General features: G+C 64.5%; 26 protein-coding genes and 29 tRNA genes. 5 read left to right on the forward strand and 50 right to left on the reverse strand.

Annotated features, from left to right (window positions below):
* Positions 1–277: 277 nt before the first annotated feature.
* From AB8998_RS29695 to AB8998_RS29725, 7 genes are all read right to left on the reverse strand, one after another.
* Complete coding sequence (locus tag AB8998_RS29695) at positions 278–889, reverse strand: hypothetical protein (RefSeq protein ID WP_369741923.1); 612 nt, start codon at positions 887–889, stop codon at positions 278–280.
* Positions 890–1643: 754 nt separating this feature from the next.
* The gene (locus AB8998_RS29700; RefSeq protein ID WP_369741924.1) at positions 1644–1955 is read right to left on the reverse strand and encodes a hypothetical protein; all 312 of its coding nucleotides are present in this window, start codon (positions 1953–1955) and stop codon (positions 1644–1646) included.
* A 368-nt stretch (positions 1956–2323) separates the two neighbouring features.
* Positions 2324–3154: a hypothetical protein gene (locus AB8998_RS29705; protein WP_369741925.1), complete on the reverse strand. Its 831-nt coding sequence runs from the start codon at positions 3152–3154 to the stop codon at positions 2324–2326.
* Positions 3155–3631: 477 nt separating this feature from the next.
* Positions 3632–3994 (reverse strand): hypothetical protein, encoded by a 363-nt coding sequence (locus tag AB8998_RS29710; protein WP_369741926.1) that lies wholly within the window; start codon positions 3992–3994, stop codon positions 3632–3634.
* A gap of 100 nt (positions 3995–4094) precedes the next feature.
* Positions 4095–4367 (reverse strand): hypothetical protein, encoded by a 273-nt coding sequence (locus tag AB8998_RS29715; protein WP_369741927.1) that lies wholly within the window; start codon positions 4365–4367, stop codon positions 4095–4097.
* A 32-nt stretch (positions 4368–4399) separates the two neighbouring features.
* Complete coding sequence (locus tag AB8998_RS29720; RefSeq protein WP_369741928.1) at positions 4400–4600, reverse strand: hypothetical protein; 201 nt, start codon at positions 4598–4600, stop codon at positions 4400–4402.
* Between the two features lie 359 nt (positions 4601–4959).
* Entirely contained in the window at positions 4960–5148 is a 189-nt protein-coding gene (locus AB8998_RS29725) for a hypothetical protein (protein WP_005113535.1), read from the reverse strand.
* A gap of 86 nt (positions 5149–5234) precedes the next feature.
* Here AB8998_RS29725 and AB8998_RS29730 point away from each other — a divergent pair, with 86 nt between their 5' ends.
* Positions 5235–5483 (forward strand): hypothetical protein, encoded by a 249-nt coding sequence (locus AB8998_RS29730; protein WP_369741929.1) that lies wholly within the window; start codon positions 5235–5237, stop codon positions 5481–5483.
* 106 nt (positions 5484–5589) lie between these two features.
* Here the strand turns inward: AB8998_RS29730 and AB8998_RS29735 are convergent, their stop codons facing one another.
* Genes AB8998_RS29735 through AB8998_RS29745 form a run of 3 tightly spaced genes read right to left on the reverse strand, consistent with a single transcriptional unit; the run spans position 5590 to position 7325 of the window.
* Positions 5590–6216, reverse strand: a complete 627-nt coding sequence (locus AB8998_RS29735; protein ID WP_369741930.1) for a DUF4113 domain-containing protein — start codon at positions 6214–6216, stop codon at positions 5590–5592.
* Positions 6173–6871 (reverse strand): Y-family DNA polymerase, encoded by a 699-nt coding sequence (locus AB8998_RS29740; RefSeq protein WP_369741931.1) that lies wholly within the window; start codon positions 6869–6871, stop codon positions 6173–6175. Before AB8998_RS29740 ends, AB8998_RS29735 begins: the two co-directional genes overlap by 44 nt.
* Complete coding sequence (locus tag AB8998_RS29745) at positions 6861–7325, reverse strand: LexA family protein (protein WP_369741932.1); 465 nt, start codon at positions 7323–7325, stop codon at positions 6861–6863. Before AB8998_RS29745 ends, AB8998_RS29740 begins: the two co-directional genes overlap by 11 nt.
* A gap of 62 nt (positions 7326–7387) precedes the next feature.
* Between AB8998_RS29745 and AB8998_RS29750 the strand changes: the two genes are divergently transcribed.
* Positions 7388–9055, forward strand: a complete 1668-nt coding sequence (locus AB8998_RS29750; protein ID WP_369741933.1) for a hypothetical protein — start codon at positions 7388–7390, stop codon at positions 9053–9055.
* On the opposite strand, the gene AB8998_RS29755 is transcribed toward AB8998_RS29750, so the two are convergent.
* The 6 genes from AB8998_RS29755 to AB8998_RS29780 all read right to left on the reverse strand — a co-directional run bounded on the left by AB8998_RS29755 (position 8992) and on the right by AB8998_RS29780 (position 12012).
* Positions 8992–9867, reverse strand: a complete 876-nt coding sequence (locus tag AB8998_RS29755; RefSeq protein WP_369741934.1) for a DNA adenine methylase — start codon at positions 9865–9867, stop codon at positions 8992–8994. The genes AB8998_RS29750 and AB8998_RS29755 overlap by 64 nt on opposite strands.
* An 80-nt stretch (positions 9868–9947) precedes the next feature.
* Entirely contained in the window at positions 9948–10115 is a 168-nt protein-coding gene (locus tag AB8998_RS29760) for a hypothetical protein (protein WP_342928282.1), read from the reverse strand.
* Between the two features lie 117 nt (positions 10116–10232).
* A complete protein-coding gene (locus AB8998_RS29765) occupies positions 10233–10631 on the reverse strand; it encodes an RNA polymerase sigma factor sigma-70 region 4 domain-containing protein (protein ID WP_369633143.1) in 399 nt (132 codons plus the stop codon).
* Between the two features lie 10 nt (positions 10632–10641).
* The gene (locus AB8998_RS29770) at positions 10642–11058 is read right to left on the reverse strand and encodes a hypothetical protein (RefSeq protein ID WP_369741935.1); all 417 of its coding nucleotides are present in this window, start codon (positions 11056–11058) and stop codon (positions 10642–10644) included.
* A 176-nt stretch (positions 11059–11234) separates the two neighbouring features.
* On the reverse strand, positions 11235–11459 hold the full coding sequence (locus tag AB8998_RS29775) for a hypothetical protein (protein ID WP_369741936.1): 225 nt from the start codon (positions 11457–11459) through the stop codon (positions 11235–11237).
* Positions 11452–12012, reverse strand: a complete 561-nt coding sequence (locus AB8998_RS29780; protein ID WP_369741937.1) for a hypothetical protein — start codon at positions 12010–12012, stop codon at positions 11452–11454. Before AB8998_RS29780 ends, AB8998_RS29775 begins: the two co-directional genes overlap by 8 nt.
* A gap of 246 nt (positions 12013–12258) precedes the next feature.
* Here AB8998_RS29780 and AB8998_RS29785 point away from each other — a divergent pair, with 246 nt between their 5' ends.
* Positions 12259–12561, forward strand: coding sequence for a type II toxin-antitoxin system prevent-host-death family antitoxin (locus AB8998_RS29785; RefSeq protein WP_369741938.1), 303 nt, complete (start codon positions 12259–12261; stop codon positions 12559–12561).
* A gap of 115 nt (positions 12562–12676) precedes the next feature.
* Here the strand turns inward: AB8998_RS29785 and AB8998_RS29790 are convergent.
* The 33 genes from AB8998_RS29790 to AB8998_RS29950 all read right to left on the reverse strand — a co-directional run bounded on the left by AB8998_RS29790 (position 12677) and on the right by AB8998_RS29950 (position 18900).
* Positions 12677–12751 (reverse strand) — tRNA-Arg (locus AB8998_RS29790).
* 113 nt (positions 12752–12864) lie between these two features.
* Positions 12865–12939 (reverse strand) — tRNA-Thr (locus AB8998_RS29795).
* Positions 12940–12952: 13 nt separating this feature from the next.
* Positions 12953–13029: transfer RNA gene (locus AB8998_RS29800), tRNA-Ile, on the reverse strand.
* Between the two features lie 16 nt (positions 13030–13045).
* Positions 13046–13119: transfer RNA gene (locus tag AB8998_RS29805), tRNA-Arg, on the reverse strand.
* 15 nt (positions 13120–13134) lie between these two features.
* Positions 13135–13212: transfer RNA gene (locus AB8998_RS29810), tRNA-Leu, on the reverse strand.
* 7 nt (positions 13213–13219) lie between these two features.
* Positions 13220–13292, reverse strand: a tRNA-Arg gene (locus AB8998_RS29815).
* A gap of 9 nt (positions 13293–13301) precedes the next feature.
* Positions 13302–13373: transfer RNA gene (locus tag AB8998_RS29820), tRNA-Arg, on the reverse strand.
* A gap of 11 nt (positions 13374–13384) precedes the next feature.
* Positions 13385–13462: transfer RNA gene (locus AB8998_RS29825), tRNA-His, on the reverse strand.
* A 2-nt stretch (positions 13463–13464) separates the two neighbouring features.
* A tRNA-Ser gene (locus AB8998_RS29830) sits at positions 13465–13550 on the reverse strand.
* Between the two features lie 7 nt (positions 13551–13557).
* A tRNA-Ala gene (locus tag AB8998_RS29835) sits at positions 13558–13635 on the reverse strand.
* Position 13636: 1 nt separating this feature from the next.
* Positions 13637–13712, reverse strand: a tRNA-Asp gene (locus AB8998_RS29840).
* 8 nt (positions 13713–13720) lie between these two features.
* A tRNA-Ile gene (locus AB8998_RS29845) sits at positions 13721–13797 on the reverse strand.
* 5 nt (positions 13798–13802) lie between these two features.
* Positions 13803–13875: transfer RNA gene (locus AB8998_RS29850), tRNA-Glu, on the reverse strand.
* Between the two features lie 9 nt (positions 13876–13884).
* Positions 13885–13962, reverse strand: a tRNA-Phe gene (locus AB8998_RS29855).
* A 6-nt stretch (positions 13963–13968) separates the two neighbouring features.
* A tRNA-Glu gene (locus tag AB8998_RS29860) sits at positions 13969–14041 on the reverse strand.
* A gap of 4 nt (positions 14042–14045) precedes the next feature.
* A tRNA-Gln gene (locus tag AB8998_RS29865) sits at positions 14046–14119 on the reverse strand.
* An 11-nt stretch (positions 14120–14130) separates the two neighbouring features.
* Positions 14131–14203 (reverse strand) — tRNA-Gln (locus AB8998_RS29870).
* Positions 14204–14209: 6 nt separating this feature from the next.
* Positions 14210–14296, reverse strand: a tRNA-Tyr gene (locus AB8998_RS29875).
* A gap of 5 nt (positions 14297–14301) precedes the next feature.
* Positions 14302–14384 (reverse strand) — tRNA-Asn (locus AB8998_RS29880).
* 75 nt (positions 14385–14459) lie between these two features.
* Complete coding sequence (locus AB8998_RS29885; protein ID WP_369741939.1) at positions 14460–14957, reverse strand: HNH endonuclease; 498 nt, start codon at positions 14955–14957, stop codon at positions 14460–14462.
* Between the two features lie 44 nt (positions 14958–15001).
* A tRNA-Met gene (locus tag AB8998_RS29890) sits at positions 15002–15075 on the reverse strand.
* A 15-nt stretch (positions 15076–15090) separates the two neighbouring features.
* Positions 15091–15162: transfer RNA gene (locus AB8998_RS29895), tRNA-Val, on the reverse strand.
* Between the two features lie 6 nt (positions 15163–15168).
* Positions 15169–15245: transfer RNA gene (locus AB8998_RS29900), tRNA-Pro, on the reverse strand.
* 128 nt (positions 15246–15373) lie between these two features.
* Positions 15374–15449: transfer RNA gene (locus AB8998_RS29905), tRNA-Trp, on the reverse strand.
* 1 nt (position 15450) lies between these two features.
* A tRNA-Cys gene (locus AB8998_RS29910) sits at positions 15451–15524 on the reverse strand.
* Position 15525: 1 nt separating this feature from the next.
* A tRNA-Gly gene (locus AB8998_RS29915) sits at positions 15526–15602 on the reverse strand.
* A 44-nt stretch (positions 15603–15646) separates the two neighbouring features.
* Positions 15647–15722: transfer RNA gene (locus AB8998_RS29920), tRNA-Lys, on the reverse strand.
* Between the two features lie 11 nt (positions 15723–15733).
* Positions 15734–15810, reverse strand: a tRNA-Lys gene (locus AB8998_RS29925).
* 1 nt (position 15811) lies between these two features.
* Positions 15812–15889 (reverse strand) — tRNA-Leu (locus AB8998_RS29930).
* A gap of 18 nt (positions 15890–15907) precedes the next feature.
* Positions 15908–15995, reverse strand: a tRNA-Leu gene (locus AB8998_RS29935).
* 192 nt (positions 15996–16187) lie between these two features.
* Positions 16188–16469, reverse strand: a complete 282-nt coding sequence (locus tag AB8998_RS29940; RefSeq protein ID WP_369741940.1) for a hypothetical protein — start codon at positions 16467–16469, stop codon at positions 16188–16190.
* Between the two features lie 102 nt (positions 16470–16571).
* On the reverse strand, positions 16572–17339 hold the full coding sequence (locus tag AB8998_RS29945; protein WP_369741941.1) for a hypothetical protein: 768 nt from the start codon (positions 17337–17339) through the stop codon (positions 16572–16574).
* A 196-nt stretch (positions 17340–17535) separates the two neighbouring features.
* A complete protein-coding gene (locus AB8998_RS29950; protein ID WP_369741942.1) occupies positions 17536–18900 on the reverse strand; it encodes an RNA-guided endonuclease InsQ/TnpB family protein in 1365 nt (454 codons plus the stop codon).
* 24 nt (positions 18901–18924) lie between these two features.
* Here AB8998_RS29950 and tnpA point away from each other — a divergent pair, with 24 nt between their 5' ends.
* Positions 18925–19344: an IS200/IS605 family transposase gene (tnpA, locus tag AB8998_RS29955; protein ID WP_369741943.1), complete on the forward strand. Its 420-nt coding sequence runs from the start codon at positions 18925–18927 to the stop codon at positions 19342–19344.
* Between the two features lie 354 nt (positions 19345–19698).
* On the opposite strand, the gene AB8998_RS29960 is transcribed toward tnpA, so the two are convergent.
* Positions 19699–20298, reverse strand: coding sequence for an HD domain-containing protein (locus AB8998_RS29960; protein WP_369741944.1), 600 nt, complete (start codon positions 20296–20298; stop codon positions 19699–19701).
* Between the two features lie 747 nt (positions 20299–21045).
* Here AB8998_RS29960 and AB8998_RS29965 point away from each other — a divergent pair.
* Positions 21046–21801 (forward strand): hypothetical protein, encoded by a 756-nt coding sequence (locus AB8998_RS29965; RefSeq protein ID WP_369741945.1) that lies wholly within the window; start codon positions 21046–21048, stop codon positions 21799–21801.
* The last annotated feature ends 260 nt before the right edge of the window (positions 21802–22061 follow it).

Raw genomic sequence — 22061 nt, forward strand, 5'->3', positions numbered from 1 at the left:
TTCCATTCGAGGGGATCTGGGGGCGCACCTGCGACAACCCATGATCGACGCTACAGCAGCCGATCAGGAACGCCTCGCCGCGAGCGCGTCGCAACGCCGCGCGAACTCCTCGCACTGCTGGGCTTGTACAGCATCCCCGCCTTCCCGGTACTCGGCGGCACGGCCGCGGTAGTACCGCGCTCGGGTCGGGAAATCAGTCGGCGTCCGCGTCATATCCCGTGATTCTGCGCCACGGGTACGACAGCCACAGCCGTCGCAGTCGGTGCCCGCCAGGCCATCAGCAACTCTTCTGCTCGACCACAAGGGTGGCCGACTCGACCACACCGAGCGCAAGTCGCCACGCTTCGAGCCGGTCGCTGTATGCGGTCTCAGGGCGCGCGCAGCCGTCATACCAGTCCGCCCGCTGCTCACACTCCAAGTAGCTGGAATGCCAGCCGTCCGGGTGAAGTACGAATGGGTCAAGCCACCAGCGCCATCCGATCGAATTGGGGTGTCCGCGTCCGTCAGCGAGCTGGTGCAATCGTGCGGTTACCTCAGGGCGCGAGTCGCGGACTCGATGCAGCTCCGGCCATGGGATGCACCAGCGTGGCCGCTGATCCCAGCCCAGCCAAGTGTCACCAGCTTCGAATCTCAGGCCGTCATGCCAGATCGCCCACGCCCAACCGGGCTTGCCGGCCGGCCCTCGACGGAAGCTCGCCTTCGCCTCCCCGCGATCAAGTTTGCGCTCGATCGCATCCGAGTGCAGCCACCAGCCAATGAGGCCCGGCCACGGTGTCTCGGTGAGGAAGCGACTGGCTGCTGAGGACGCGTCGCGCGCGGCGCCAGCGCGCGCATCTTCAGCAGCTTCAATCTCACCGAAGAGGTCGAACTGTACCGCCCGCGTCGTCATCGAGTCCTCCTGCACCGCTTTGATGTTCAGCGAGTAAGCCGTGCGATTTCGGCTGCGCTCGGCACGTAGCGCAGCGCTCGAACCCGCCCCAGATGCGCCCGCTTATCTGGGCGGAAGTTCGGCTGGGGACTTCCGTCGTAGCGCACTGGCGGGTCGCCGGCACATTCGCAGGTGGGTCGGCTCGGCGTCGTGTAGGGCTGCCCGCACCGCTGGCACCAACCGGCCTTCGAGATAGCGGTCATCATGATCTCCTTTGCGTCATGCCGGTGGTCATCTCTCGGCCCACCATGTGCGGCACCTTGGCGCGTCGCGACGCCGAGTGATTTCGCCAACGAGTACACCGTCGCAGGTCTTGATCGTCGCTTTGCGCCAACCCTGGTCATAGAGACGTTCGGTAAGGGCGGCTGGTGGCACATCCTCCACGGCGCCACTGCCCGCAGTGCCCGACTTCTTTATCCCCGTATAGAACAGGCGCTCAATCATTTTCGGAACCTCCCCGGTTTAGTAGGCTCTCAACTTCTGACGGCGTGAAGGGTAACCTTCGTTGCCTCTCGCGATCGTGGTTCGTCTTCAAGCTTCAGCCTTCGTGGCTCTATCCAGGAGACGTCGTGATTGTTGTGGCTCACGGCAATGCAGTTCGCGGCGGCGGCTTCGGGGTGACGCGATTGGTCGAGAACACGACCGAATCGGCGTAGCCGTCCGCATTTCCAGCTGACGCGCTGACCCGGTTTCACAGCGCTGGCCTGCTGCCTGTTCATCTCTGCTCCTCCCCTTCCAGCCGCCCGACGTAGCCGGCGGCCGCGGCCTCCTCGCTCCACAGTGCGTCCATGCGCTCAGATAGCTTGCGGCGCCGCGCCGTTGCGATCTCCATGTCGATGTCGGCAGCCGCTAGGTCGGCCTTTAGGTCGGCGTATTCACAGCGCCCTTCCACCCGCGCTCGTACGTCTGCGATGGTTGGTGTCTCCGACTTCGGGTTGGACGCCCTGGCCTCGTTCTCTAGCCGTTCGAACGCTGCCAGCGCCGCCGGTAGATCGGGGTACTCGACTGGGTGGTAGTTGATGGTCAACGAATATCCGTCTTCACCTCCGCGCTGCCAGGTGCTCATGTGCACAATTCGGCCGTCTGGCAGCGATCGGCTCCAATAGCAGCCAACTCGCGCTTGGGTCCATCCAGTAAACGGATCGTCGACCTCATCCGGGACGGCGTATTCGTGCTGTGCCGCGCCTCCCGCACGAAGCCGGGTGGCGATCGGAGTATCCCGTCGTGACATATGTCTACTATAGTCGACATCTCCGACAAACGCGCGCCGTCGGCGGCAAGGATCCGAGCACGCGATCTGCCCCCGGACAGCGCTCGATGCCGCTAATGGACGATTGGATGCTGCCGGAACTGTTCGAGGACTTCAGGTCGGAGGGGGGCCCACCCATCGGTTTGTCACACATCGGCATGGCCCTGCGCCTCCTGCCTATTCCGAACTGGCCGGGGATCGTCGGTGTCGATGTAGTCGCGAGACTCGTTGGCGCTCACCGGGGCTAGCACGTTGGTCAGTGTCGCCGTGATGGCGGCGATCTTCACTGAAATGGTCTCGGCGTCAGCCGACAACGCGCGCAGTTGACGGGTGGCCAGCTCATCGACGCCGGTTTGTCTGGCCAGCGCATCGAGTTCCGGGGCCAGGGCCATCGAGTTCTCGATCGCTCTGAGCGCCGCAATCTGACTCGATAGCTCTTCGACGTTCACGGCGTACGACCACAGCGCAGCTACACGTTCGTGCAGCGACTGGACGATCCGTTCGAGCAGCTCGTGCTCAAGCCGGAGGGCGGCGCGGGCCTGCTCATGGTCACTGGTTTCGCCGGCGGGAGCCTCACCCAGGCGGGCGCGCATAGATGCGATCCTCATCGCGTGCGCCCTGAGCTGCTCGGCCTCCCGCTCGGGCGAGAACACGATGCGGTGCTCGTCGAGCACAGTGTCAGTCCATGCCGTGGACGCCTCGATCCTCTTCGCGAGGTGCTCGGCGACCGCGGCCAGCCTGATCTCCGGCCACTGCGGGTCGACCGGCACTGCGCGCCGTCGCATGGCATCGATCTGATCTAGCGTCAGCTCGTAGCGCTCAGCGCCTACTTGTGGGTTCTTCACTGCGCGGTTATCGAGATATAGCCGCACGACTGTGGCGGCGCTGCCTGCGGCCGATAGCACCGGCGCTCCCAGGAGAACACCGGTGAACAGCTTCCCGAGTGCGGCATCGCTGATGCCGACCCCGTAGCCCAAGACGGCGAGCAGAGTTCCGATCGCGGCACACAAGTAGGAAGACTCCGACAAACGCGGTGCCGGCGAAGACGACGTACTCTCCGGTCGTCCACAGCCGACGCGGTGGCGCCTCGCCGTCACTGTTCACCACACGCCAGTCCGACACGAACACATCGGGGTCGGCACCGTCTTCGACCCGGCTACGGGCGTAACCGTTCAGCTCGAAGAACTCAGGAACCTGGTAGCCATGACGGCGCCGCAGCTCGAGAACCTGCCGCGTCGTATCGTCCAGTGCCGACGGCACCACTACTCTCGGTAACACGTTGTCGGGCACCACTTCTGAGCACAGCCCATCGACAGCGTTGCCCGCGCGTAGCTGTTCCTCGCAGTCCAGCTCGCGGTAGCCGGGCTCCCGGCGCAGCCCCATAACGCCACCTTCTGTATCGGTCATCGTCGCATCATCCTGCAGGTCTGACAGTGTTTGCAGTGTGAGGGGCGTCAGGGCTGTCCGGGTGGCCGGCCGCGGTGCTGGTAATCGAGTAGTGCGGATTCGACACGAGCGAGTTCCTGGGGGCGATGAATGGAGACTGCGATGCGCAGGAACTCTGCCTGCTGCGTTCGGGTCCACTCGTCGTGCATCGGCAGGTTGTCGAGCACATCGCTGACCGTCAGGCCACCGTGCTCCATGGCTCCGATAAGCACGGCGGCCAATTCCCGGTCGGTCCGTACCGAACCTGACCCCAGACGGTGGATGTCGAGCTCATCGGTCAGTGCCCGGTCGCGCCTGGTGATTGGCCGCAGCCTGCCAAGCAGCGGGGCGGTTGTGCCGATAACCCATAGCGCAGCCTTGCTTGTCACCATCGGAACCTCTGCCCTTCGGTCTGTGTTGAGCTCTTGAGCTGGACGATGCCGTTGTACGCGCGAACGACTACATCGCGCTGCCGAGCCAGTGCCGACGTCGTCATGGCAGCGCCATTTCCTGCATGATGGCCAACGCGCGCACTTGCGTGACGTCCTCCAGCCAGCGGCCGCGGCCAGAGTCGTAGCTGACGTGGGCGGCGTTGTTGGCTTCCCCGTATACGGTGAGAGATTCCGATCCGTAACGCTGCTTGCTGATCGTCCAGCAGCGTTCGACGTTGCGCGCCATGTAGATCTCCAGGCCCTGTCCAAGCGCGGACTTCAGCAGGCGCCGCACGCGGGTGTTGCTGACGGCGCTCACATCGTCGAGCGTCATGGGACCGGGATCCTCGGGATGCGCGCTCACCGTCAGAACCACCTCTGCGCAAAGCCGAGAGTCGTACGCCAGTGGGCGATTTCAGCCGCGTCCCCGAGTAGCGAACCGGCCGCGGTGCCGCGCAGCTCAGAGATGCGCGCCTCGACTAGTTCCTTGTTCGGTGTGCGTCCGTGTTTGCGCGCGAACACCAGCACCTCATTTGCCACGATCTCTGCCGCTTCGGTCTTAGTCACTGCGCGCTCACTCTGATCTCAGTAGGGGCGGTATTCGGCGATGTAGGCCGCTGCCGCGTTGGTCTCTCCGTTGGGGTAGCGATGCTGCACGAGGCGATCGTGTTCGCGAGCCTCGGCCATCAGTCGGGCGGTGTGCTCGGCGTCTGACACGAAGTTCCGGCAGGTCGGTTGCCTGGGGTGGTCGTACCGTCCGTCATGCGTGTCTCGGGTGTCACACCAGCCATAACGTGCCGGGCCTGCATCCGGTGTGTTGCTCATGGATTCGATGCTCCTCCGCGGGTGTGACATTCCGGCGATGCTTGGTGGTGGTCTTCAGCCGAGGGGATTTTGGCCATGCCTCGACTGAAGACCACCGTGGACTAGCTGGCTGCGATGTTCAAGGTGATTCGGCGCTGCTCGCCGTCGTCGTCGGTCAGGATCACATCGACGCCGGTGTCGTCGGCTTCGATGTCGTCGATCGCGATCCCGTCGACGTCGTCGTCGCCGGTCATCAGTTTGGCGAGGGTGTAGTAGATCTCTTCGTCAGTCAGGGCCTTCACTGTGGCCATTTCGCACTCCTCCGTGGGATGGGGTACCACCGCGCCGACTTTACAATGTTCTGATTGTATAGTCAAAAGTATTGTAAAGTTGGCGCGTGCTCAGGCTGCTCTCCCTACGCGGGTTCGCCCGCCGGCGTGGACTGTCCTACGGAACGGTGCTGCGCTATCACCACGAGAACCGCCTCCCAGACCCGGACGGCGTGTTGACCGACGACGCCGGCGGCGATCTCCCCGATGATCAGGTCCACAGCCACCCGGGATGGCTGCTCGACACCATCGACAACTGGCAGCGACCCGGCCAAGGCGCCCGAACCGATCTCAAGGCGCGCCGGCAGCCTGAGTAGTAAACGTCGGCGCACTGTCAACGAATGCCCCCGGGCCTGCGTATCGCTCAAATAGAGTCGCGGCGTGCATGTTTGGGCCACTCGGGGTCGGCCCGCCAGGGGCCGGCTACCGGGCGGTGGGGAGCTGGGCCCAACAGGTGGTGTAGCGGGGGGACAGCATTCGCCGGTGCATCGTCCACGAGGGTGCTCGTTTGAGTCCCGAGCGGCCGTAGCCGATCGAGGCTCGCCCGAAACGGTTCTGGATCGCGTCGACCACGTCCGATGCCGAGGGTGCCTTGTCGCCGTGTAGCCCGGGTGTGGCGCCGGCGTCGGTGAGACCGGTCAGCATGAGGGTGGCCCGCACGTAGCGCACGCCGGGGCGCAGCTTGGGCAGCAGCCGGTGAGCGGCTGCGATCAAGTGTTCGGTTGCATCTGTCGGCGCGAGAAATCCGGCACTGACGTAGGGGTGATGCGCGGGGCTCCGTGCGTAGCCGCTGGTGGAGGCACTGATGGTGAGCACGGTGGCGTGTAGGCCTTTGCGCCGTAGCCGTCGCGCCAGGGTCGCGGCGTAGTCGGTCAGCGCTTCTCGCATGGTTGCCGGATCGTCGATCGGTGTCCCGAACAGCCGGGAGTAGATGAGCTGGTGGTGGCTTTCCGGGTGATCGCAGAACGCGATGCACGGCAGGCCCGCCGGTTCGCGCACGGTGCGTTCACCGGTGACGGTGAAGAGCCGACGGGCCCACGCCGGATCCATACCTACCACGTCGGCGGCAGAGTGGGATCCCCAGGGCTGCCAGCCGGGCGGACAGTCGGGCACCTATCCCCCACACGTCGCCGGCGGCGGTGCACTCAAGAAGCTCGGTGCGCTCAGCCGGCGCCAGCCCGCTGACGTCACAGATCCCCGAGGGGTCCAGCTTGGCGTGGTGAGAGCCAATCTTGGCCAACGTCTTGGTGGGGCCGATCCCGATCGTCACCGGCAGGCCCAGCCAGCGCAGCACCGTGTCCTGGATGACGGCGGCATCGCGTAACGCCCGGTCGGCCGGCAGAAGTACGAACGCCTCGTCGATCGAGTACGGGTGCACTGCGGCCGCCAGCTCGCGCAGCACCGCGATCAACCGTGCCGACATGTCGCCGTAGAGCTCGTAGTTCGACGACCTGGCGATCACGTCCAGCAGAGCGAGATCGTCACGAACCTCAAACCACGGTTTGCCCATTGGTATGCCAAGGCTTTTCGCTTCCGGCGACCTCGCGACCACGCATCCGTCGTTGTTCGACAGCACGACCGCCGGGCGGCCTCGTAGCCGTGGATCGAACACCCTCTCACACGAGACATACATGCACTGGACGTCGACCAGCGCCACGGCATGTCCGGCCGGCACCGTCATCTGTGAGGTGGGATCAGGGCGCATGGTGCAGGACGTAGGTCACCGTGCCCCATATCTGGACATCGCGGCCCGGGAGCACGATGTCGGGGAAGTCGGGGTGTGCGGCGACCAGCCGCGGCGGGGGTGGCCGAAGGCGCAGTGTCTTGACCACAAATTCGTCGTCGACGACGGCGACCACGATCTGGCCGTGGCGGGCCTCGATGGCTCGGTCCACGATGAGTTCGTCGCCGTCGGCGATGCCGGCATCGCGCATCGACCAGCCCGAGACACGAATCAGGAATGTCGACGACGGCCGCGGGATCAGATGCTGCGACAGGTCGATGTGACCGTCGATGTAGTCGTCGGCTGGTGACGGCCACCCCGCCGAGACCCGTGTGGCCGCCACGGCCACCACGCACGGGTGCACGGCCGGTTCGATCTGCAGAACGCTGAACGACGTCACGCCATAGCCATAGAACACCTGTTCGATAGCCAACACTGCGTTTCGTGCCCGCCCGCGCTGTCTACACTAACTATGGATTCTATGGTTACTATGGATTTATGAATTTGTGGCAGCAGGGCTCCGCGTGGTTTCAGCCGGCACTCGGCATCGACCGCGTCGCCGAGCTCCTCGACATCCAACCCGCCTCGGTGCGCCGCTACCTCACCGATCACTCCGGTTTCCCCGAGCCGGCCGAGCAGCGCGGCAACCGCAATTTCTGGACACCCGCAGCGATCTACCGCCACGTCTGGGCGACCAAACCGCATCTGCGTCACCGCATTCCACGCCTGTGCCCACTTGCCGATGACATTCCTCCGGCCGAATTCATTGAGAGTGAGGTCATCGAGACCCGGGGCCTCACCTATGTCCTGCACACGTGGGAACCTGGCGATCGCCGCGGCCGGGTCGGTGTCGCCTATGCCAAGGACTTCCAGCGCATCGACGACGTCGCGGTCGTCCATCTGCTGTCGCTGCGCCCCCACCTGTCCGCAGTCACTCTGGCGAAAAGCGCCGCCAACCTGCACCCTCCCAGCCAGCCACGGATCGTCGTCGCCGACCACGCCGGCACCGACTGGTATCCATGGGAAATCGGCTGGCTCGACCTCACCGCCCTCCTGCAGGTCGACCTGCCATGGTGGTCCTACGGGCTGACCGACGTCGACGCCATGAACCGCTGGCGCCCTGGTACGCCGATCGCCCAGATCCGGCCTCGCGCGGCCGACTTCACCGCCGACCACTTCGAACGCTGCCGCCCCCGCGACGGCTCCCCAGCCGATCGTGCGCTCGCCGAGATCGCCGACGCCACCGACCGCGCCCTGGCGGCCGCGTTCGGCATTTGGCCCTCCGGCCAAGACCAGATCCCGGACCGCCCCGGGCTGCAGCACGCCGCGGCTGCTGTCCTCAGTCCGCGGCCGCCCGCGCCGGTGTCACCCGATGTCATCCGCGACGCCCTCCGCCACCGCGTCGACGATAAAGACCTCGCGGTCCGCGCCGTCGACACCGCCCGCGGCTTCGAGGTTGTGCATCCAGCCATCACCCACGAGCTACTCACCATTGACCGCGATCACTGCTCACGCCTGGCGCACGAATGGTGCCACCGCCTCACCGCCGTCGAACCCGCGTACTCGAACGAGATCGGCTATCACTGGGTCACCCACACCATGGATCAGCAGCCATACCAGTGGTGGCGCGATCCGCTCAATCCGACGGTGTGGGCGATCAGCGCCGCCGACGGCACCACCTACGCCACGCTGGGCACCGGCATGCCGGCGCGGGGACGCATCGAGGAGCTGGCCATCGAGGACCGCAGGCCGTTCTTTCGCGACAGCGCGGGAAACACCTTCCCCGTCCCGTCCGCCGACGGTGCCATTTACCGAACGGACGGCAGCTCAGCTACCCGGCTCACCGCAACGATCCTCGCGCTCATGGACGACGCGTCCAGGGACATCTTCCACGCCGACCACGATCGCGATGTCCTCGACACCGAGGCCACAGGCCTTTACGAAGCCATCTGCGACAGCCACGACACCGTCATCCTCTCCCGCGGCGACCTCGAAGAGCTCCGCGAGGAGACGCCGCAAGGCGCAGCCCGACGTGAGGAGTTTCTCGCCCGCGTCGCGCCGTTCCGCACAGGAGGCTTGCTCGACAAGCCCACAGCGTCCGCTCAGACCCCGCAAGCCGGCCCATGCTGGACCCAGCGACAGGCGCCGGCGGCGAGCAGATTCTGATCGTCGCGGACCTCCAGATTGTCCGATAGGACCGCGAACTCCTCGTCAACGCGCCGCCGCTGCGCCGTGTACGCAATCTCGTAGGCCAGGACGCGGTGACCTGGATACAGGCCGAGGATGCGCTCGTCGCTGTCGTATGTAAGCAACCAACGCGCAGCACAGCCGGTGAGCGCGTAGGCGAGGTTCTTGTGATCGTCGAGCGACATGCCATCGGCATACAACCGGTTGCCCTGCACCAGGTAGGGGGGGTCGACGAACAGCAGGATCTCCTCCTCAATCCCAACCGATCCATTCAGCTCGGCGATGCGTTCGATGCCGTCCCCTTCAGAGACACGTATGCGGGGACTGAGGCGGCCAATCACGTCGATGCGATCAGCCAATCCCTCGGAGTTCCAACGGGATCGAAGGTGCCAGCGGCCGTTCTGATCCTTGCCGCCTATCGGGCCGACGCGCGGATTCACCATGCCCGAGCGTGAGCACCGGTTCACGATCAGCGCCGCGAAGGCAAGATCCGGATCGTCAACGGCGGCGCCGCCCTCTGCCGCGGCCAGCACATCCCGCGCAGCATGCCACGTGGACACATCCGGCTGACAGGCCCGGACCCGTGCGGCCAGTTCGCCACCGTCGCCCACGACGGTCCGCCAGAACGCCGCCAGTGCCCGGTTCTTCTCCGTGAGCCAAACCTCGTCGACGACTCCGCGTTCGAGCAGATGCAGCCCCGCTCCCGCACCGCCGGCGAACGGCTCGACCCACACCTCGACATCGAGCAGACCGAACTGGCCCTGAAAGACCTCGGCCAGCGCGCTGGCCATGCGCCCTTTCCCGCCGGGATAGCGCAGAGGGCTCAACCATCGCACTGAGGACATCCCAACTCGCGCGCCTGTCGCCCGGCCTACTGCCGGCGTTCGACAAGCGAGCTGAGCACGTCGATCAGGTGGCCGATTTCGGACGCCAGCTCCCCCAGTTCGGATTCAGGGCATCGGCTGATGGTGCAGTCGACCCACCGCCCGGTCAACCTCATCTGCTGATCCGTCGTCGTCAGACTGACCGTTCCGCTCATCTGTCTCGAATCTCCTTCTACCGTAGAGCTATTCCTGGGATCTCCCCGCCCCCGAGGGCTCGGCGAAAACAGTCCACGGCGTGCAGCGTCGTTGCCCATCTGGGCGGCTTTCGCGTTTCACCCAGAGCCCCTGCGCTCAAGCCAGGACTGGAAACGCTCTGCGTCGTCACGGATTTCGTTTCGGACAGCTTGTTCCAGGGCGTCGAAGCCGACAAACAGGCCAGGTCGTGCGACAACGATCCGACGAATGTCGCGTACCACCTGCCGGATACGTTCACGCGAGATTCCCTCGCGGCGCGCGATCTGATCCAACGACTGGCCCTCCAACCGGGCGAGCAGGATCCCATAGGCCCGAGCGGCAGAGTCGGGGTGCTTCATGGCCTTGGCGAGTGCGTCAGCGATGCTGAACAGGAGCCGCCCAGCGCCGATGGAATCGACGGCGCGCTCCAGGTCCGCATCGACCTGCGCACCTATCCCCCCGACCGGATCGGCGACCGCCGAAGCGTCTCCGCTCATGGATTCCCCTTCAGCGCAGCAAGTGCGGGCGTCTGAGCGACGTCGTCGCATCCGGTTGGGAACCACTGCGGCTTCCAGCTCGTAGCGACGAACGGCCGTTGGTCGCGGTAGTAATCGTCGCCCAGCAGGACCGCCAACTCCTGTCCTGCCTCACCGCGTGACGCGAACGACTTCGACAAGGCACGAATACTCCCGTCGCCCAACCGAGTTGAACTGCAAACACGGCATCTCCGGCTAGCGCGGAGTGCACGACTGCGCGGTCGATGTAGTCACGCAGATCTTCGGCGCTATCGATTGTCAGATCATCGAACTCGCCATGCTCGCTGTACCACTCATGGATCAGCGCCTCAAACAGGGCTCCACCGATGCCGGTGCCGTTCAGATCCTGTGCCATGCTTCTGAAACTCCCTCGTTCGATGCCGGTCATGCTCCAGCCTGTCCGCGCCGCCAAGCGCTGGTGTCCAAGGGCCGTCACGATCATTTGATCTCGGCCTTTCGTACGTAGTGAGCATCAACCAGCACGACTGCGATCTTCAAGAGGACCAGACTCTGGCGGCAACTCATGCCCGGCGAAGGATGCCCTCCGACAGCTGCTGAGCGAACCTATTCGGAAGGGTTGACGGCAGTTCCGTACCGCTTGATCCAATTCTCGATCGGCATCCGCCAATCGCCCTTGTTGGTTGGACTATCGGTGTAGGTGTAGAACACCTCGCCACGCCGGACCGCAGTCACCCTCATCACCGCAAGGGCATGCGTGCCGTCGGGGAGCTGCCGCCGATAACTTAAGTGGGTGAATTCCTGACCACGCTTCGGCTCGTGATCACCCATGCGTCTCGCCAGCCTGAACCCTGGAGGGAAGGCGCGTTTGCAGCATTCGACACCAGGCGGCTTCGTTGAGCGCGATCGAGGTTCCGAGACGGGTGTAAGCCCGCTCCCAATCACTGAGGCTCCACGATGCGGCGTCAGCCCCGGTTCTGCATTCGTTGCGGAGCAGTTGTGCAGCGCGCCGGTGAGTCAGCCGAGCCGGCATCGACAGGATGGCGCGCGCCGCCAGGTATCCACCGGGCACAGCGGCCAGCCACACCGCCACAGCCCACCCCGGCCATTGCTGCTCGCTTCCCATACCCGCAACCGCGATCGTCAAGGCTCCGACCATCATGACCCGCCCGGCACCGCGGCTGCCCAGCAGCAGAATGGGAAGTGGACCAGCCAGGCCAAGCCAGCCCACGGCACCGAGATATCCCCAGATGCCCGGGCCAATCATGCCCGCCAGAATCGAGACGCCGGTCGCCATCACATGGACGATCACGGCGAGCATCATGACCGCGCCGGCGATCGCCCCCAGCCTCCGAACCGGCGCCGAGTAAGTGAAGGGTGCCATAGCTAACATCCTCTCTCACGGGTCTGACATCTCGTCGCCGCGCTGATCAGCACCACCGGCGCGACCGGTCTGCGCGGTACCGGAGACTCCACCCGCCGCCACCCCGCGAGGCCGAGCGGCAAACCACCGCTACCAGCGAGTCGCAGCTGTCGCGGGTCATCGATACTGTGTGGCAAAACATGATTCCCCGGGGGGACACCAAGTAATGACCATCGTCGCCGCACGTTCTCACGCACCTCGAACCTCATGACCAGGCACGAGCTGCGTGACCTGCGCTGGACGCTTCGATCGGTGGTCGGCGAGGTTGCCGCGACCGGGGTGGCAGTGGTCATCGCCGACGACAACACCGACGTCGCCGTAATCGTCAGCATGTCGGACTACGAGCGACTACGCGCCAACAGGCCGCTGCTTTCTCGGATCAGTGCTGGGCCTGGTGGGGGCGGGTTCGGCTGGCGAAACCTTCCCACGGTCGGCACGATTCTGCGCAAGATTTTCAGTCGCCAGGCGCTGACTATTAGGCGCATCGATCGGGTGACGTGGAATTCTTGACCGGCTTCGGCGGCACTGATGACGTCCGCGGTGTTGTGGCGCAGTTGGCGGGCACCGACTGATTCCCTCGTGGCCGCAACGCAATGTATTCATGAGCGTGGTTCCCGGGTAGCCGAGCCTCCGGCGGGACTCGAACCCGCAGCAGCGCGAGGTAGAGGCTCGCCGCTCTGTCCATTTGAGCTACGGAGGCGGTGAACAGTTGGCGGAGGACAATGGAATTGAACCATCGGGTCGTTATGCCCGGCACGGGTTTCGACGCCGCTTTGCCGCCCTGGGCGCTGCCCTCCCTGACAGTGGTGGCTGTGGAGCCGGATGCAGGACTCGAACCCGCGTAGCCTGTTTACTAGACAGGTGCTCTGCCTGTTGAGCTAATCCGGCATAGAGGCAATTGTGGTGCGCCGGACGGGATTTGAACCCGCTACCGTCACCTTATAAGAGTGCTGCACTGACCGTCCGTGCTCCCGGCGCCTGTTGTTTTCGGTAGTGCCCACGGCGGGATTTGAACCCGCACGGTTCCGGTGTAGGAGACCGGCGCTCTGTCCGTTGAGCTACGCAGGCTGGGTGGGTGTCCCGTGTCCCCGGCGGGATTCGAACCCGCACCGGTGCCGGGTTTAGGCCGGCCGCCTCTACCAAGGGTTGGGCTACGGGGACGGTGCGGTGCCCACGGCTGGATTTGAACCAGCAGCCTGCGGCTTCGTAAACCGATGCTCTGTCCGTTGAGCTACGTGGGCGTGGCGGTGTGCCCCCAGGCGGACTTGAACCGCCAGCCTTCGCCGTCGGAGGGCGATGCTCTGTCCGTTGAGCTACAGGGGATTGGGAATGTTGGGGTGACGGACGGGATTTGAACCCGCACCCGCCGGGATCACAACCCGGTGCTCTGCCAGAGTTGAGCTACCGTCACAGCGGAAGTGGAGGGGATCGAACCCTCAGTCGCGGAGGCCGCGACGACGGCTTAGCAAGCCGCTGCATTACCGTTCTGCCACACTTCCCGAATCGTGGTGGAGTGCCGGGGTCTCGAACCCTCGCACCTCCTGCTTGCAAGGCAGGCGCTCTGCCATCATGAGCTAGCACCCCATGGCGACCCCGACGGGGTTTGAACCCGTGACCTCCACCGTGACAGGGTGGCGAGCTTCCGACTGCTCTACAGGGCCAATGTGTTTGGTGGTCCGGGGAGGTATTGATCCTCCGGCCTCCGCTGTATCAGAGCGGCGCTCTCACCGACTGAGCTACCGGACCGTGGGTACCCCGTGCGGGACTCGAACCCGGCTCTGCCGCCTTGAAAGGGCGGCTGACTAACCCATATCGGAACGGGGCTTGGGTTGTTGGTGCCGTCGGCGAGAATCGAACTCGCAGCCTCCCGGACTTCACTCGGGCGCTCTGCCAACGTTGAGCTACAACGGCGTTGGGTAGTCCGTACGAGATTTGAACTCGCGCCGTCTGGTTGAGAACCAGGTGTGCTGCCGAATTACACCAACGGACCCTTGCTGCCTCGGCAGGACTCGAACCTGCACTGCCCGGAACCAAAGTCCGGTGGGCTACCGAATTACCCTACGAGGCATTGTTGTTGAGCTGCCCCGCCAGGATTTGAACCTAGACTGACTGATCCAGAATCAGCTGTGCTGCCGAGTTACACCACGGGGCAAAAGGCTGGTCTGCGCGGAGGGATTTGAACCCCCTGAGCCGAAAGGCAACTGATTTACAGTCAGTCGTGACACGCCGTCGTCACCGCGCGCAGGTGGGCTCCCCGACCTGGACTCGAACCAGGAATGAGCGTTGCTCGGCGGCTTAACAGGCCGCTGCCCTGCCGTTTAGGCGACCGGGGAATGTGTCGGGCGGGCCGGGGCGGACGAGGTGATGGAGTTCGTCCGCCCCGGCACAATGGTGGATACCGGGTCCGCTCAGGCCATCGCGGGAACGCGGTAGCGGTCCCGTTCGCGTGGCTCGTACGGTTCCCAGCGCAGCCGCATCCCGGCTTCGGCCGGGGTGCGGTTGCCTTTGCGGCCGTTGCACTGCGCGCAGGCGGTGACCAGGTTGTCCCAGGTGTTCTGGCCGCCGCGGGACTCGGGGGTGACGTGGTCGAGAGTGTCTCCGTGTCCGCCGCAGTAGGCGCAGGTGTAGCTGTCGCGGGTGAGTACGCCGTCACGGGTGACCCGGGTGCCACGTCGGTACGGAACGTGGATGTACTGGTGCAGGGCGACCGACAGGGGCAGCTCGATCACGGTCGATGGGCTGTGTATGTGCACGGCTGGGCTGTGGCGTTCGATCACGTAGACCGATCCCCGCAGCAGCAGCCGTACGGCCTCCTGCCAGCTCACGTGGGTTAGCACGCGGTAGTCGGCGTTGTACACCGCCACGGGCTGCCGGCGGTGGGTGGTGCGTTGACGAAGTTGCCTCATGCCGCGTGCCTCCTTTCTAGGTTCGTTGTTGCGGACTTGTTCGGTTGCGCGGGGTGGATTTGAACCACCGACTTCTGGGTTATGAGCCCAGCGGACTGCCTAACTGTCCTACCGCGCAGTGTGTTTCATGGCGTGCCCTTGGAGAGAATTGAACTCCCGACGTCCTCGTTGTAAGCGAGGCGCTCTCCCACTGAGCTACAAGGGCAAATGTTGGTCGGGATGACACGATTTGAACGTGCAACGGCCTGCACCCAAAGCAGGTGCTCTCCCAAGTTGAGCTACATCCCGTTGCCCTGCCTGACGCTGCGTGCCCGCGTGCGCCCTGTCCACCCCACCTCTGGTGGGCGACTTGCTTGCGGTCCGGCGTGCACTCCGGATTCGCTTGTGCAGGATTTCGGCGTCGCCGTCGCGATGCCTGGCAGGGGTGACAGGGATCGAACCTGCAACCTGCGGTTTTGGAGACCGCCGCTCTACCGATTGAGCTACACCCCTTTGGAGCGACCGGCGGGAATCGAACCCGCGTGGACGGCTTTGCAGACCGCTGCCTTGCCGCTCGGCCACAGCCGCGTGGAGCCGTTGACGGGACTCGAACCCGCTCTGTCAGTGTGGAAGACTGATGTGCATTTCCTGTTACACCTCAACGGCATTGGCGAAAATAGTGTGGTGCGCCGCCAGGGACTCGAACCCTGTGGTGCGCCGCCAGGGACTCGAACCCTGCTCTCAGGCTTAAAAGGCCAGAGCATCACGCTTCAATGCTTACGGCGCGTACATCGTGGTGGTGCGCCGCCAGGGACTTGAACCCTGGACCCACTGGTTAAGAGCCAGTTGCTCTGCGCTTCTGAGCTAGCGACGCGTGGTGCCCCGCGAGGGAGTCGAACCCCCAAAGCACCTGATCCTAAGTCAGGCGGCTTTTCCAATTTGCCTAGCGGGGCACGGCAATTGGTAACGTGTGCGCTCGGCAGGATTTGAACCTGCATGCCCGGTTGGGCACCCGGTTTTGAGCCGGGCGCGTCTGCCAGATGATTCCGCCACGAGCGCGGATGCCACCACTGTGAAGTTCTCAAGGGACTGACGCAGCAACGCAATTCGCTGCTGGTCCGCGTTGCACACCGGCGTGGTGTGCGTTGCTGGTTACTCATGGTGCACCTGTCAACGGGTGCTGTCTAGGGGATTATTTCGCCGGAATTAGTTGGCGCACATGGTGTTTGGGTGCACTGAACTATAGGAATGTCAGGCGACATTCCTAGCAGCGCAAACACCGATAGTGAGAGATATATGAGATTGTTCTTCTGGCCCTAGCTTCCGGTCGGGGCGCACGCCCACGGATGGGGCGGAAGGCTGCTCAAGACGGAATAACCGGAAGCGACTGGGCTGGCTGATGCCGCCGCGCGCGTCGGCCTGGACCGTCCACGACGGGACGAATTCATTGGTGAGGTCCGCGCACGACAAGGCCGCCGATGATGCTTTGCGCATCCCAGCGGTCACGTAGTAGTCGCGGCGGATCATGGTCACGGATTCAACGGTAGCAGCGCGCCCCGACATTCCCGGAACAACTTTTTCCGACCACCGCTGTCGACCTCCCCGATACCGAACTCGGGCGCGGGCTGAGCGCTATCAGATTCCCATCGTCCGTGGGTTGGCCAGCGGTTCCCACATTGGATCGGTAAACACGTCGAAGCCAGGCGGCACGTTCGCGGACAGTTTCGCCAGGAGCCGCAGGTGCCAGCCGGCGTCGGGACCGTTGACCGCGCGCACCGTCACGGTGGCCTGACGCCGGTCTGGGATCCGGCGGACTTCCTCGACGAGCAAGTTCGGTATCCATCCAAGGGGCACTTCGCCGCAGGCGGTCGTCAGGATGGCCCGCGGGTTGGCCCGGTTCGTCGGTTCGTCGCAAAGGCCAAGCTCGTCGCCTGGACGAAGCTCCGACAGAGTCCGCTCAAGTTCTTCCCTAGACGCCGTGGTGACGGTGTCCCCGACGACTATGGGCCGCTCAAGGACGTGCCGCATCCCGTGCACCAGGAATCCGCACTCCAGGCGGCCAGCGGCGATACGTGGGACCGGGAAAAGCCGGATAGTGTCGCCCTGACGATGGCCGCCAGAGCGTGTGATCTGCTCCCATGGTGAAGCATCGGCACCCAACCCGAGGCGGGTCACCCAGCGGGCAAAGTCGGGCCGACGAGAACCCATCGCACGCTGCGCGAACAGCGGGAACAGCACCGGCGACTCGTACCAGCGGTCAAGGTCGGGGAAACCAAGAAACGGGCGGAATCCAGGCACAGTCAGGGCGTTGCGGATGTAGCAGAAGCTGTATGTCTCACCGTCGAAGCCGAGTAGGCCCACCGGGGAGATCGACCGCTCGATCGGGTGCTGCCACGTCACCACCAGCTGGCGCAGCGCTCCCGGCGCGCGCACACCACGGGTCGTGCTCGAAAACGCCATGTAGTGCCTTTCCGTACCCAGCGCTGCACGCCGCCGTCCTGGCTGAGGCGCGCGGCGTGCTGCTGCACTACTACTACTACTCGGAGTCTCGGACGTTTTGACTTCCTCTCCAGCGTGAACGCTGGAGATTCCTCCGGGATCATGCTGCGGTTCCCGGGATCGTTGGTTCACGCATCCGGCTACCGTGTTGGGTGCCTTGCCCTTTCGGACTGCGCGTGCTCTGTGACTCACCACGACCGCTGGTGGTGAGTCCCGCCTGTCCGGCGGTGCTGAATGCTTTGGTCAGGATGGTCAGGGCAGCGTTGCGGTCGGCGTGCTCGGTGTGCCCGCAATGGACACAGGCGAACAGCCGACCACATCCTTGGCGTGACTCGGGGTCGCGGGTGCCGCACTGGCTACAGGTTTGTGACGTGCCCGCGGCAGGCACCGCGACCAGCTGTCCGCCGTGCCGGGTGGTTTTGTACCCAAGCTGGCGGCGGATCTCGAACCATCCCTGGTCGGCTATGGACCGGTTCAGGCCGCGCTTCTGCGCGACCCGCTGACCCGGCTGTGAGACCGTGCCTTTGACAGACTTGGACATGCTGGCAACCTTGAGGTCTTCCACCGCGACGGTGCCGTGGTTGTTGGCGAGGTCGGTGGTGAGCTTGTGGTTCCAATCCAATCGGCGGCGTGCTTGGCGCGCCTTCAACGCCGCAATCTCGGTGATGGTGCGGCGAAGCCTGTTGCTGTACCTCCCTGCATTGTGTTTCTTGGCGTAGGTGATCTGACGCGCCTTACGGCGCTCCAGTCCGGCCAGCCTCTTCTTCTCTCCCGTCGTCAGGGTGTCGGGCCGCTGCCGAGGGGAGTTTTCGTCAGAGATGAAGACTGAGCAGGCGATCCCCACATCCACCCCGACCGGGACGCCGTCGTTGACCGGACGATGTTGCGGTTCGGGCTGATACACCCCGAACGCGATGTGCCAGCCCAGCCCGTCACGAGACACGGTGGCGTTGCGCACCGTTCCGCCCAGCGGCCGCGACAGTCGAAACCGCACCCACCCCAGCTTCGGCAGCCATACCTGCGCCATGCGTCGCGATACCCGCCGCACCTTCACCGCCTGGCCGGGGAACGGCACGGTGATCGTATGGTCGCGTTTGCGTTTCGGCTGCGGATACCCCGCCGGATGCAACGGATTCCAGAAGTTGGCGTACGCCTGATCGAGCTGTCTGAGCACTTGCTGCCCACACTGGGCCGGCAGCTCACGCACCCAGTCATATGCACCACGCAACTCGGTGAGGTCGCGGCACTGCTCGGCCGCATGCAGCGTGACCCGCTGCGCGCCGCGATAAGCCCACTGCCGCTGCAGAAGCGCAGTGTTCCACACCGCCCGACACGTATGCGACCACGACACCAAACGATCCGCCTGCTCGCTGGTCGGGTACAGCCGGTACCGACGCGCAGTGTTGGCCTTCCCACGCGGCGGGAGACCGACCCCCAGCTCCGTCATGGCTGCAGTATCGACCACACCACCGACAGTATTCATTGGTTTATGGCGATCAATACGTCCTTACGCACTGGTCGACACGTGGTTTTTCTCATGCATGTGCATTTGGTCTTCGTGACCAAGTATCGGCATCCGGTGTTCACCAATACCCACCTGACCCGGATGGAAGAGATCATGGCGACGGTGTGCGAAGACTTCGAGTGCAAGCTGATCGAGTTCAACGGCGAACCCGATCACGTGCACCTACTGGTGAACTTCCCACCCAAAGTCGCGGTATCCAAGCTGGTCAATTCCCTCAAAGGTGTCTCCAGCCGCCTGCTCCGCAAGGAGTTCGAAGATCTCCGATTCGCCTACTGGAACGGGGTCCAACTCTGGTCAGGCTCCTACTTCGCCGGATCCGTCGGCGGCGCGCCAATCTCGGTGGTACGCCAATACATCGAACAACAATCCCGCCCCACCCCGTAAAAGAAGATTCACCGGCCCGATGGCCGGTGCCCGGGCTTCAGCCGCCGACATGGGCGAAGGCTAGCTGACGGCTCCGACGATCAACGCCGTGCCCGACCAGCCGCTCTGGTCACCAACTCGGCGCGCGATCCTCGCAGCCGGACGACCTTTCTGCCGAACCGCACTACGCACCAACATGTTTGATGCATTCACTGCTCGGAATTATCAGTCGGTTCGCTCTTGGGGCCGACCGTGATCGTCGCTTTGTAGTCCTCGGGAATAACCATGACAACTGCGCCGGGGTGAAGTGCCACGTCGAAGTCGCCGACTCGAAGCACGGCTGGAGTCGTCGTGGCCGCGGCAGGGGCTTGAGGATCATCGCGCCGACCCACCTCGCGTTGTTCTTTCCCCGGCTGTCGCAGCCGCGGCGAGGATGGCGCGCGCCTCCATGATCAGGCCGGGCCCCGATGTGCTGATCGCTCGGTGCACCGGATGGCCGGCCGGGTATCGGGTAAGGACTTCTGCGATCCTGGCTCCCGGATCCACCGGCGTTCCGTCAGGGCCGGTGCACAAGTCGGCGCAGCTGAGAATCGCCAGCATCGCGTCGGCCGGCGCGGGATAGCTGACCAGAACGTCGTGGAGGCCGCGTTCTCGCGCTTCGAACAATGCACCTGTGTGGTGGGCGACCAGGCGGATAACTTCAACTGGCATGTCGCCGCCGGGAACGGTGTTGGTGGCCAGGTAGGCCGCGCCGTCGAGTGGATGAAAATCAGTGTTGATCAGGTGGGGTGCGTAGCCGATGTCGTGCAGCCAAGCTGCCGCGACGATAGTGTCAGTGTTCTCCGGCGCGAGGATCTCAGCGAGGTCCGCGGCGGCCGCCGCCACTCCGATGGTGTGCGACCACCTGCGCGGCAACGTGTCGGCGAGAAGCTCCTCGGCGATTCGCCGCGCACGGTCAACATTCACGGTATCCACGATGTTGATCGTCAGCCTCGGCTAACTGGTTCTCAACAGGACGTAGCCGGCTCATTTCGTCGGCGGTGAGGCTGCCCGCCACACAGGCGACCAGGTGTCGAAGCGTGTCGGGCCCAGGTACCGCAGTCCAAACCCGTTCTTGAACAAATTCGGCGAGGCGTCGTGTGCCGGATTCTCGGCGACCAACTCAAGAAAGTCGACCGCCGCGTACTCGCCATGCTCCGCGCGTGCGGCAGCAACGTCCTCGTCAGTCTGCAATCGACGAGTTCGCGCTCTTGGTGATCGCGTCGATGTCCCAGTCGTGCAGATTCAGTCCGACGCTGGCGATGATCTCGACGATCCGCCGGCGACTCAACTCCCCTCAGTCTGAGGGCAGCACGACAGGTACGCTTGCGGCGCCGAGCTGCCGTCGACGCGGTGACCATTTTCTGGCTCGTCGAGGTCCGCCAGTACCGAGGCCTCTTCGGCCTCCAGCATGGCCACCGTCGACGCCGCCCGTCCGTACGCTGCGCGGTCCCCCGGACAAGTGCCGGGGACCACCGGGTTCCTTATCGGTTCGGCACACAGCCAGTCTCCCTTTTTGGGTTGCACTGCAATGCTTTACGAGTCGGCCGTCCCCTTCAAGAGGCGACACAGTCCCCTAATGTGACCGCGCGACGCGCCACGCGACAGGCACCTACGCGAACCATCTGCCCCGGTGTCGAAACGCCCTTGCCACCTTACGGCATTACGCCGTATCGTGGCCGTATGGGAATAGCGACGACGTTCGACCGGGGAGCAGCGCGAGCGACCCTTGTTGAACGCGGTCTCACGCCCCTCGCCGCTGACGAGTTCCTGATGCGATCCCTGCTGACGGCCACTGAGGTCGCCACGGTCCTGGGTGTCAAAGACTCCCGCGCGGCACGGGATACCTTGCGCCGCTGGGGCGTTAAGCCCATCAGCCGAGGCCCAGGACGCAGCGGTGAGAACACCTACCCCGCCGAACTCGTGTGGCAACACCACCAGAACCGCCCCGGCCGCGGCTGGCGCAAAGGCCGATCCACACCTGAAACCGACAAGAAGGACACCACCATGGACTCTGCCGCCCCGACAACAGCCCTCAGCGACGTCGAACCCTGGTACTCACACCATGACGACGTCGTCGCCCTGGCATCAGTCTTGGTCGAAGCCGACCGACTCAGCACACCACACGATGTCATCGACTTCTTCGCCAAGCCGTGGAAATGGGGCGACCAGTGGATGATCTGGGCCGTCGCCGGCCGACCGCTCCCCCCGTCGCCAGATGACCTCGCTCAAACGCGCTTGCTCGGGCCCGGAACTCTCCGGCGTGAACTGGAGCGCAGATACCAAGACGACACGGCACAGTGGGAGGCGCTCATCATGACGTTTAACGAATTCGAAGCCGGCGACACACTCGCGCCAGACCAGCTCGACGACGCCCACGCCACGGCGAACGTCCGACCGTTCAAACGCCCGAAACGACACGGCACGAACAAGGATTGAGGCCGACGACCACGAGCGACACCACGGTTCCGGCAACCTATGCCGCCGACACCGACCGCGTTCCAGTCGGACTGACTGGCAGCCACCGCGATCGCTACCTCAACCTCGAACCCGAGCAGCGACGAATCTATCGGTACCACTACGACGCCTGTGGCCGCCTCGCCTCCCACTGCTACAAGCTCGCAGACCCTCTGATCACCATTCTCCTGAGTGCCGCTCGACGGCCGACCATCACGGTGCAGCAAAGACGCCCACAGTAG

It is taken from the genome of Mycobacterium sp. HUMS_12744610 (genome assembly GCF_041206865.1).
GTDB lineage: Bacteria > Actinomycetota > Actinomycetes > Mycobacteriales > Mycobacteriaceae > Mycobacterium > Mycobacterium servetii.

Coding starts and splice junctions, on each gene's coding strand:
- AB8998_RS29785 (WP_369741938.1), top strand. CDS start 12,259: ATGACCAGGCACGAGCTGCGTGACCTGCGCTGGACGCTTCGATCGGTG.
- AB8998_RS29740 (WP_369741931.1), bottom strand. CDS start 6,871: ATGCGCCCTGATCCCACCTCACAGATGACGGTGCCGGCCGGACATGCC.
- AB8998_RS29965 (WP_369741945.1), top strand. CDS start 21,046: ATGGGAATAGCGACGACGTTCGACCGGGGAGCAGCGCGAGCGACCCTT.
- AB8998_RS29770 (WP_369741935.1), bottom strand. CDS start 11,058: ATGACCGGCATCGAACGAGGGAGTTTCAGAAGCATGGCACAGGATCTG.
- AB8998_RS29760 (WP_342928282.1), bottom strand. CDS start 10,115: ATGAGCGGAACGGTCAGTCTGACGACGACGGATCAGCAGATGAGGTTG.
- AB8998_RS29710 (WP_369741926.1), bottom strand. CDS start 3,994: ATGGTGACAAGCAAGGCTGCGCTATGGGTTATCGGCACAACCGCCCCG.
- AB8998_RS29695 (WP_369741923.1), bottom strand. CDS start 889: ATGACGACGCGGGCGGTACAGTTCGACCTCTTCGGTGAGATTGAAGCT.
- AB8998_RS29885 (WP_369741939.1), bottom strand. CDS start 14,957: ATGAGGCAACTTCGTCAACGCACCACCCACCGCCGGCAGCCCGTGGCG.
- AB8998_RS29775 (WP_369741936.1), bottom strand. CDS start 11,459: ATGGGTGATCACGAGCCGAAGCGTGGTCAGGAATTCACCCACTTAAGT.
- AB8998_RS29765 (WP_369633143.1), bottom strand. CDS start 10,631: ATGAGCGGAGACGCTTCGGCGGTCGCCGATCCGGTCGGGGGGATAGGT.
- AB8998_RS29780 (WP_369741937.1), bottom strand. CDS start 12,012: ATGGCACCCTTCACTTACTCGGCGCCGGTTCGGAGGCTGGGGGCGATC.
- AB8998_RS29735 (WP_369741930.1), bottom strand. CDS start 6,216: ATGGATCCGGCGTGGGCCCGTCGGCTCTTCACCGTCACCGGTGAACGC.
- AB8998_RS29750 (WP_369741933.1), top strand. CDS start 7,388: ATGAATTTGTGGCAGCAGGGCTCCGCGTGGTTTCAGCCGGCACTCGGC.
- AB8998_RS29725 (WP_005113535.1), bottom strand. CDS start 5,148: ATGGCCACAGTGAAGGCCCTGACTGACGAAGAGATCTACTACACCCTC.
- tnpA (WP_369741943.1), top strand. CDS start 18,925: ATGGCGATCAATACGTCCTTACGCACTGGTCGACACGTGGTTTTTCTC.
- AB8998_RS29755 (WP_369741934.1), bottom strand. CDS start 9,867: ATGGCCAGCGCGCTGGCCGAGGTCTTTCAGGGCCAGTTCGGTCTGCTC.
- AB8998_RS29715 (WP_369741927.1), bottom strand. CDS start 4,367: ATGACGCTCGACGATGTGAGCGCCGTCAGCAACACCCGCGTGCGGCGC.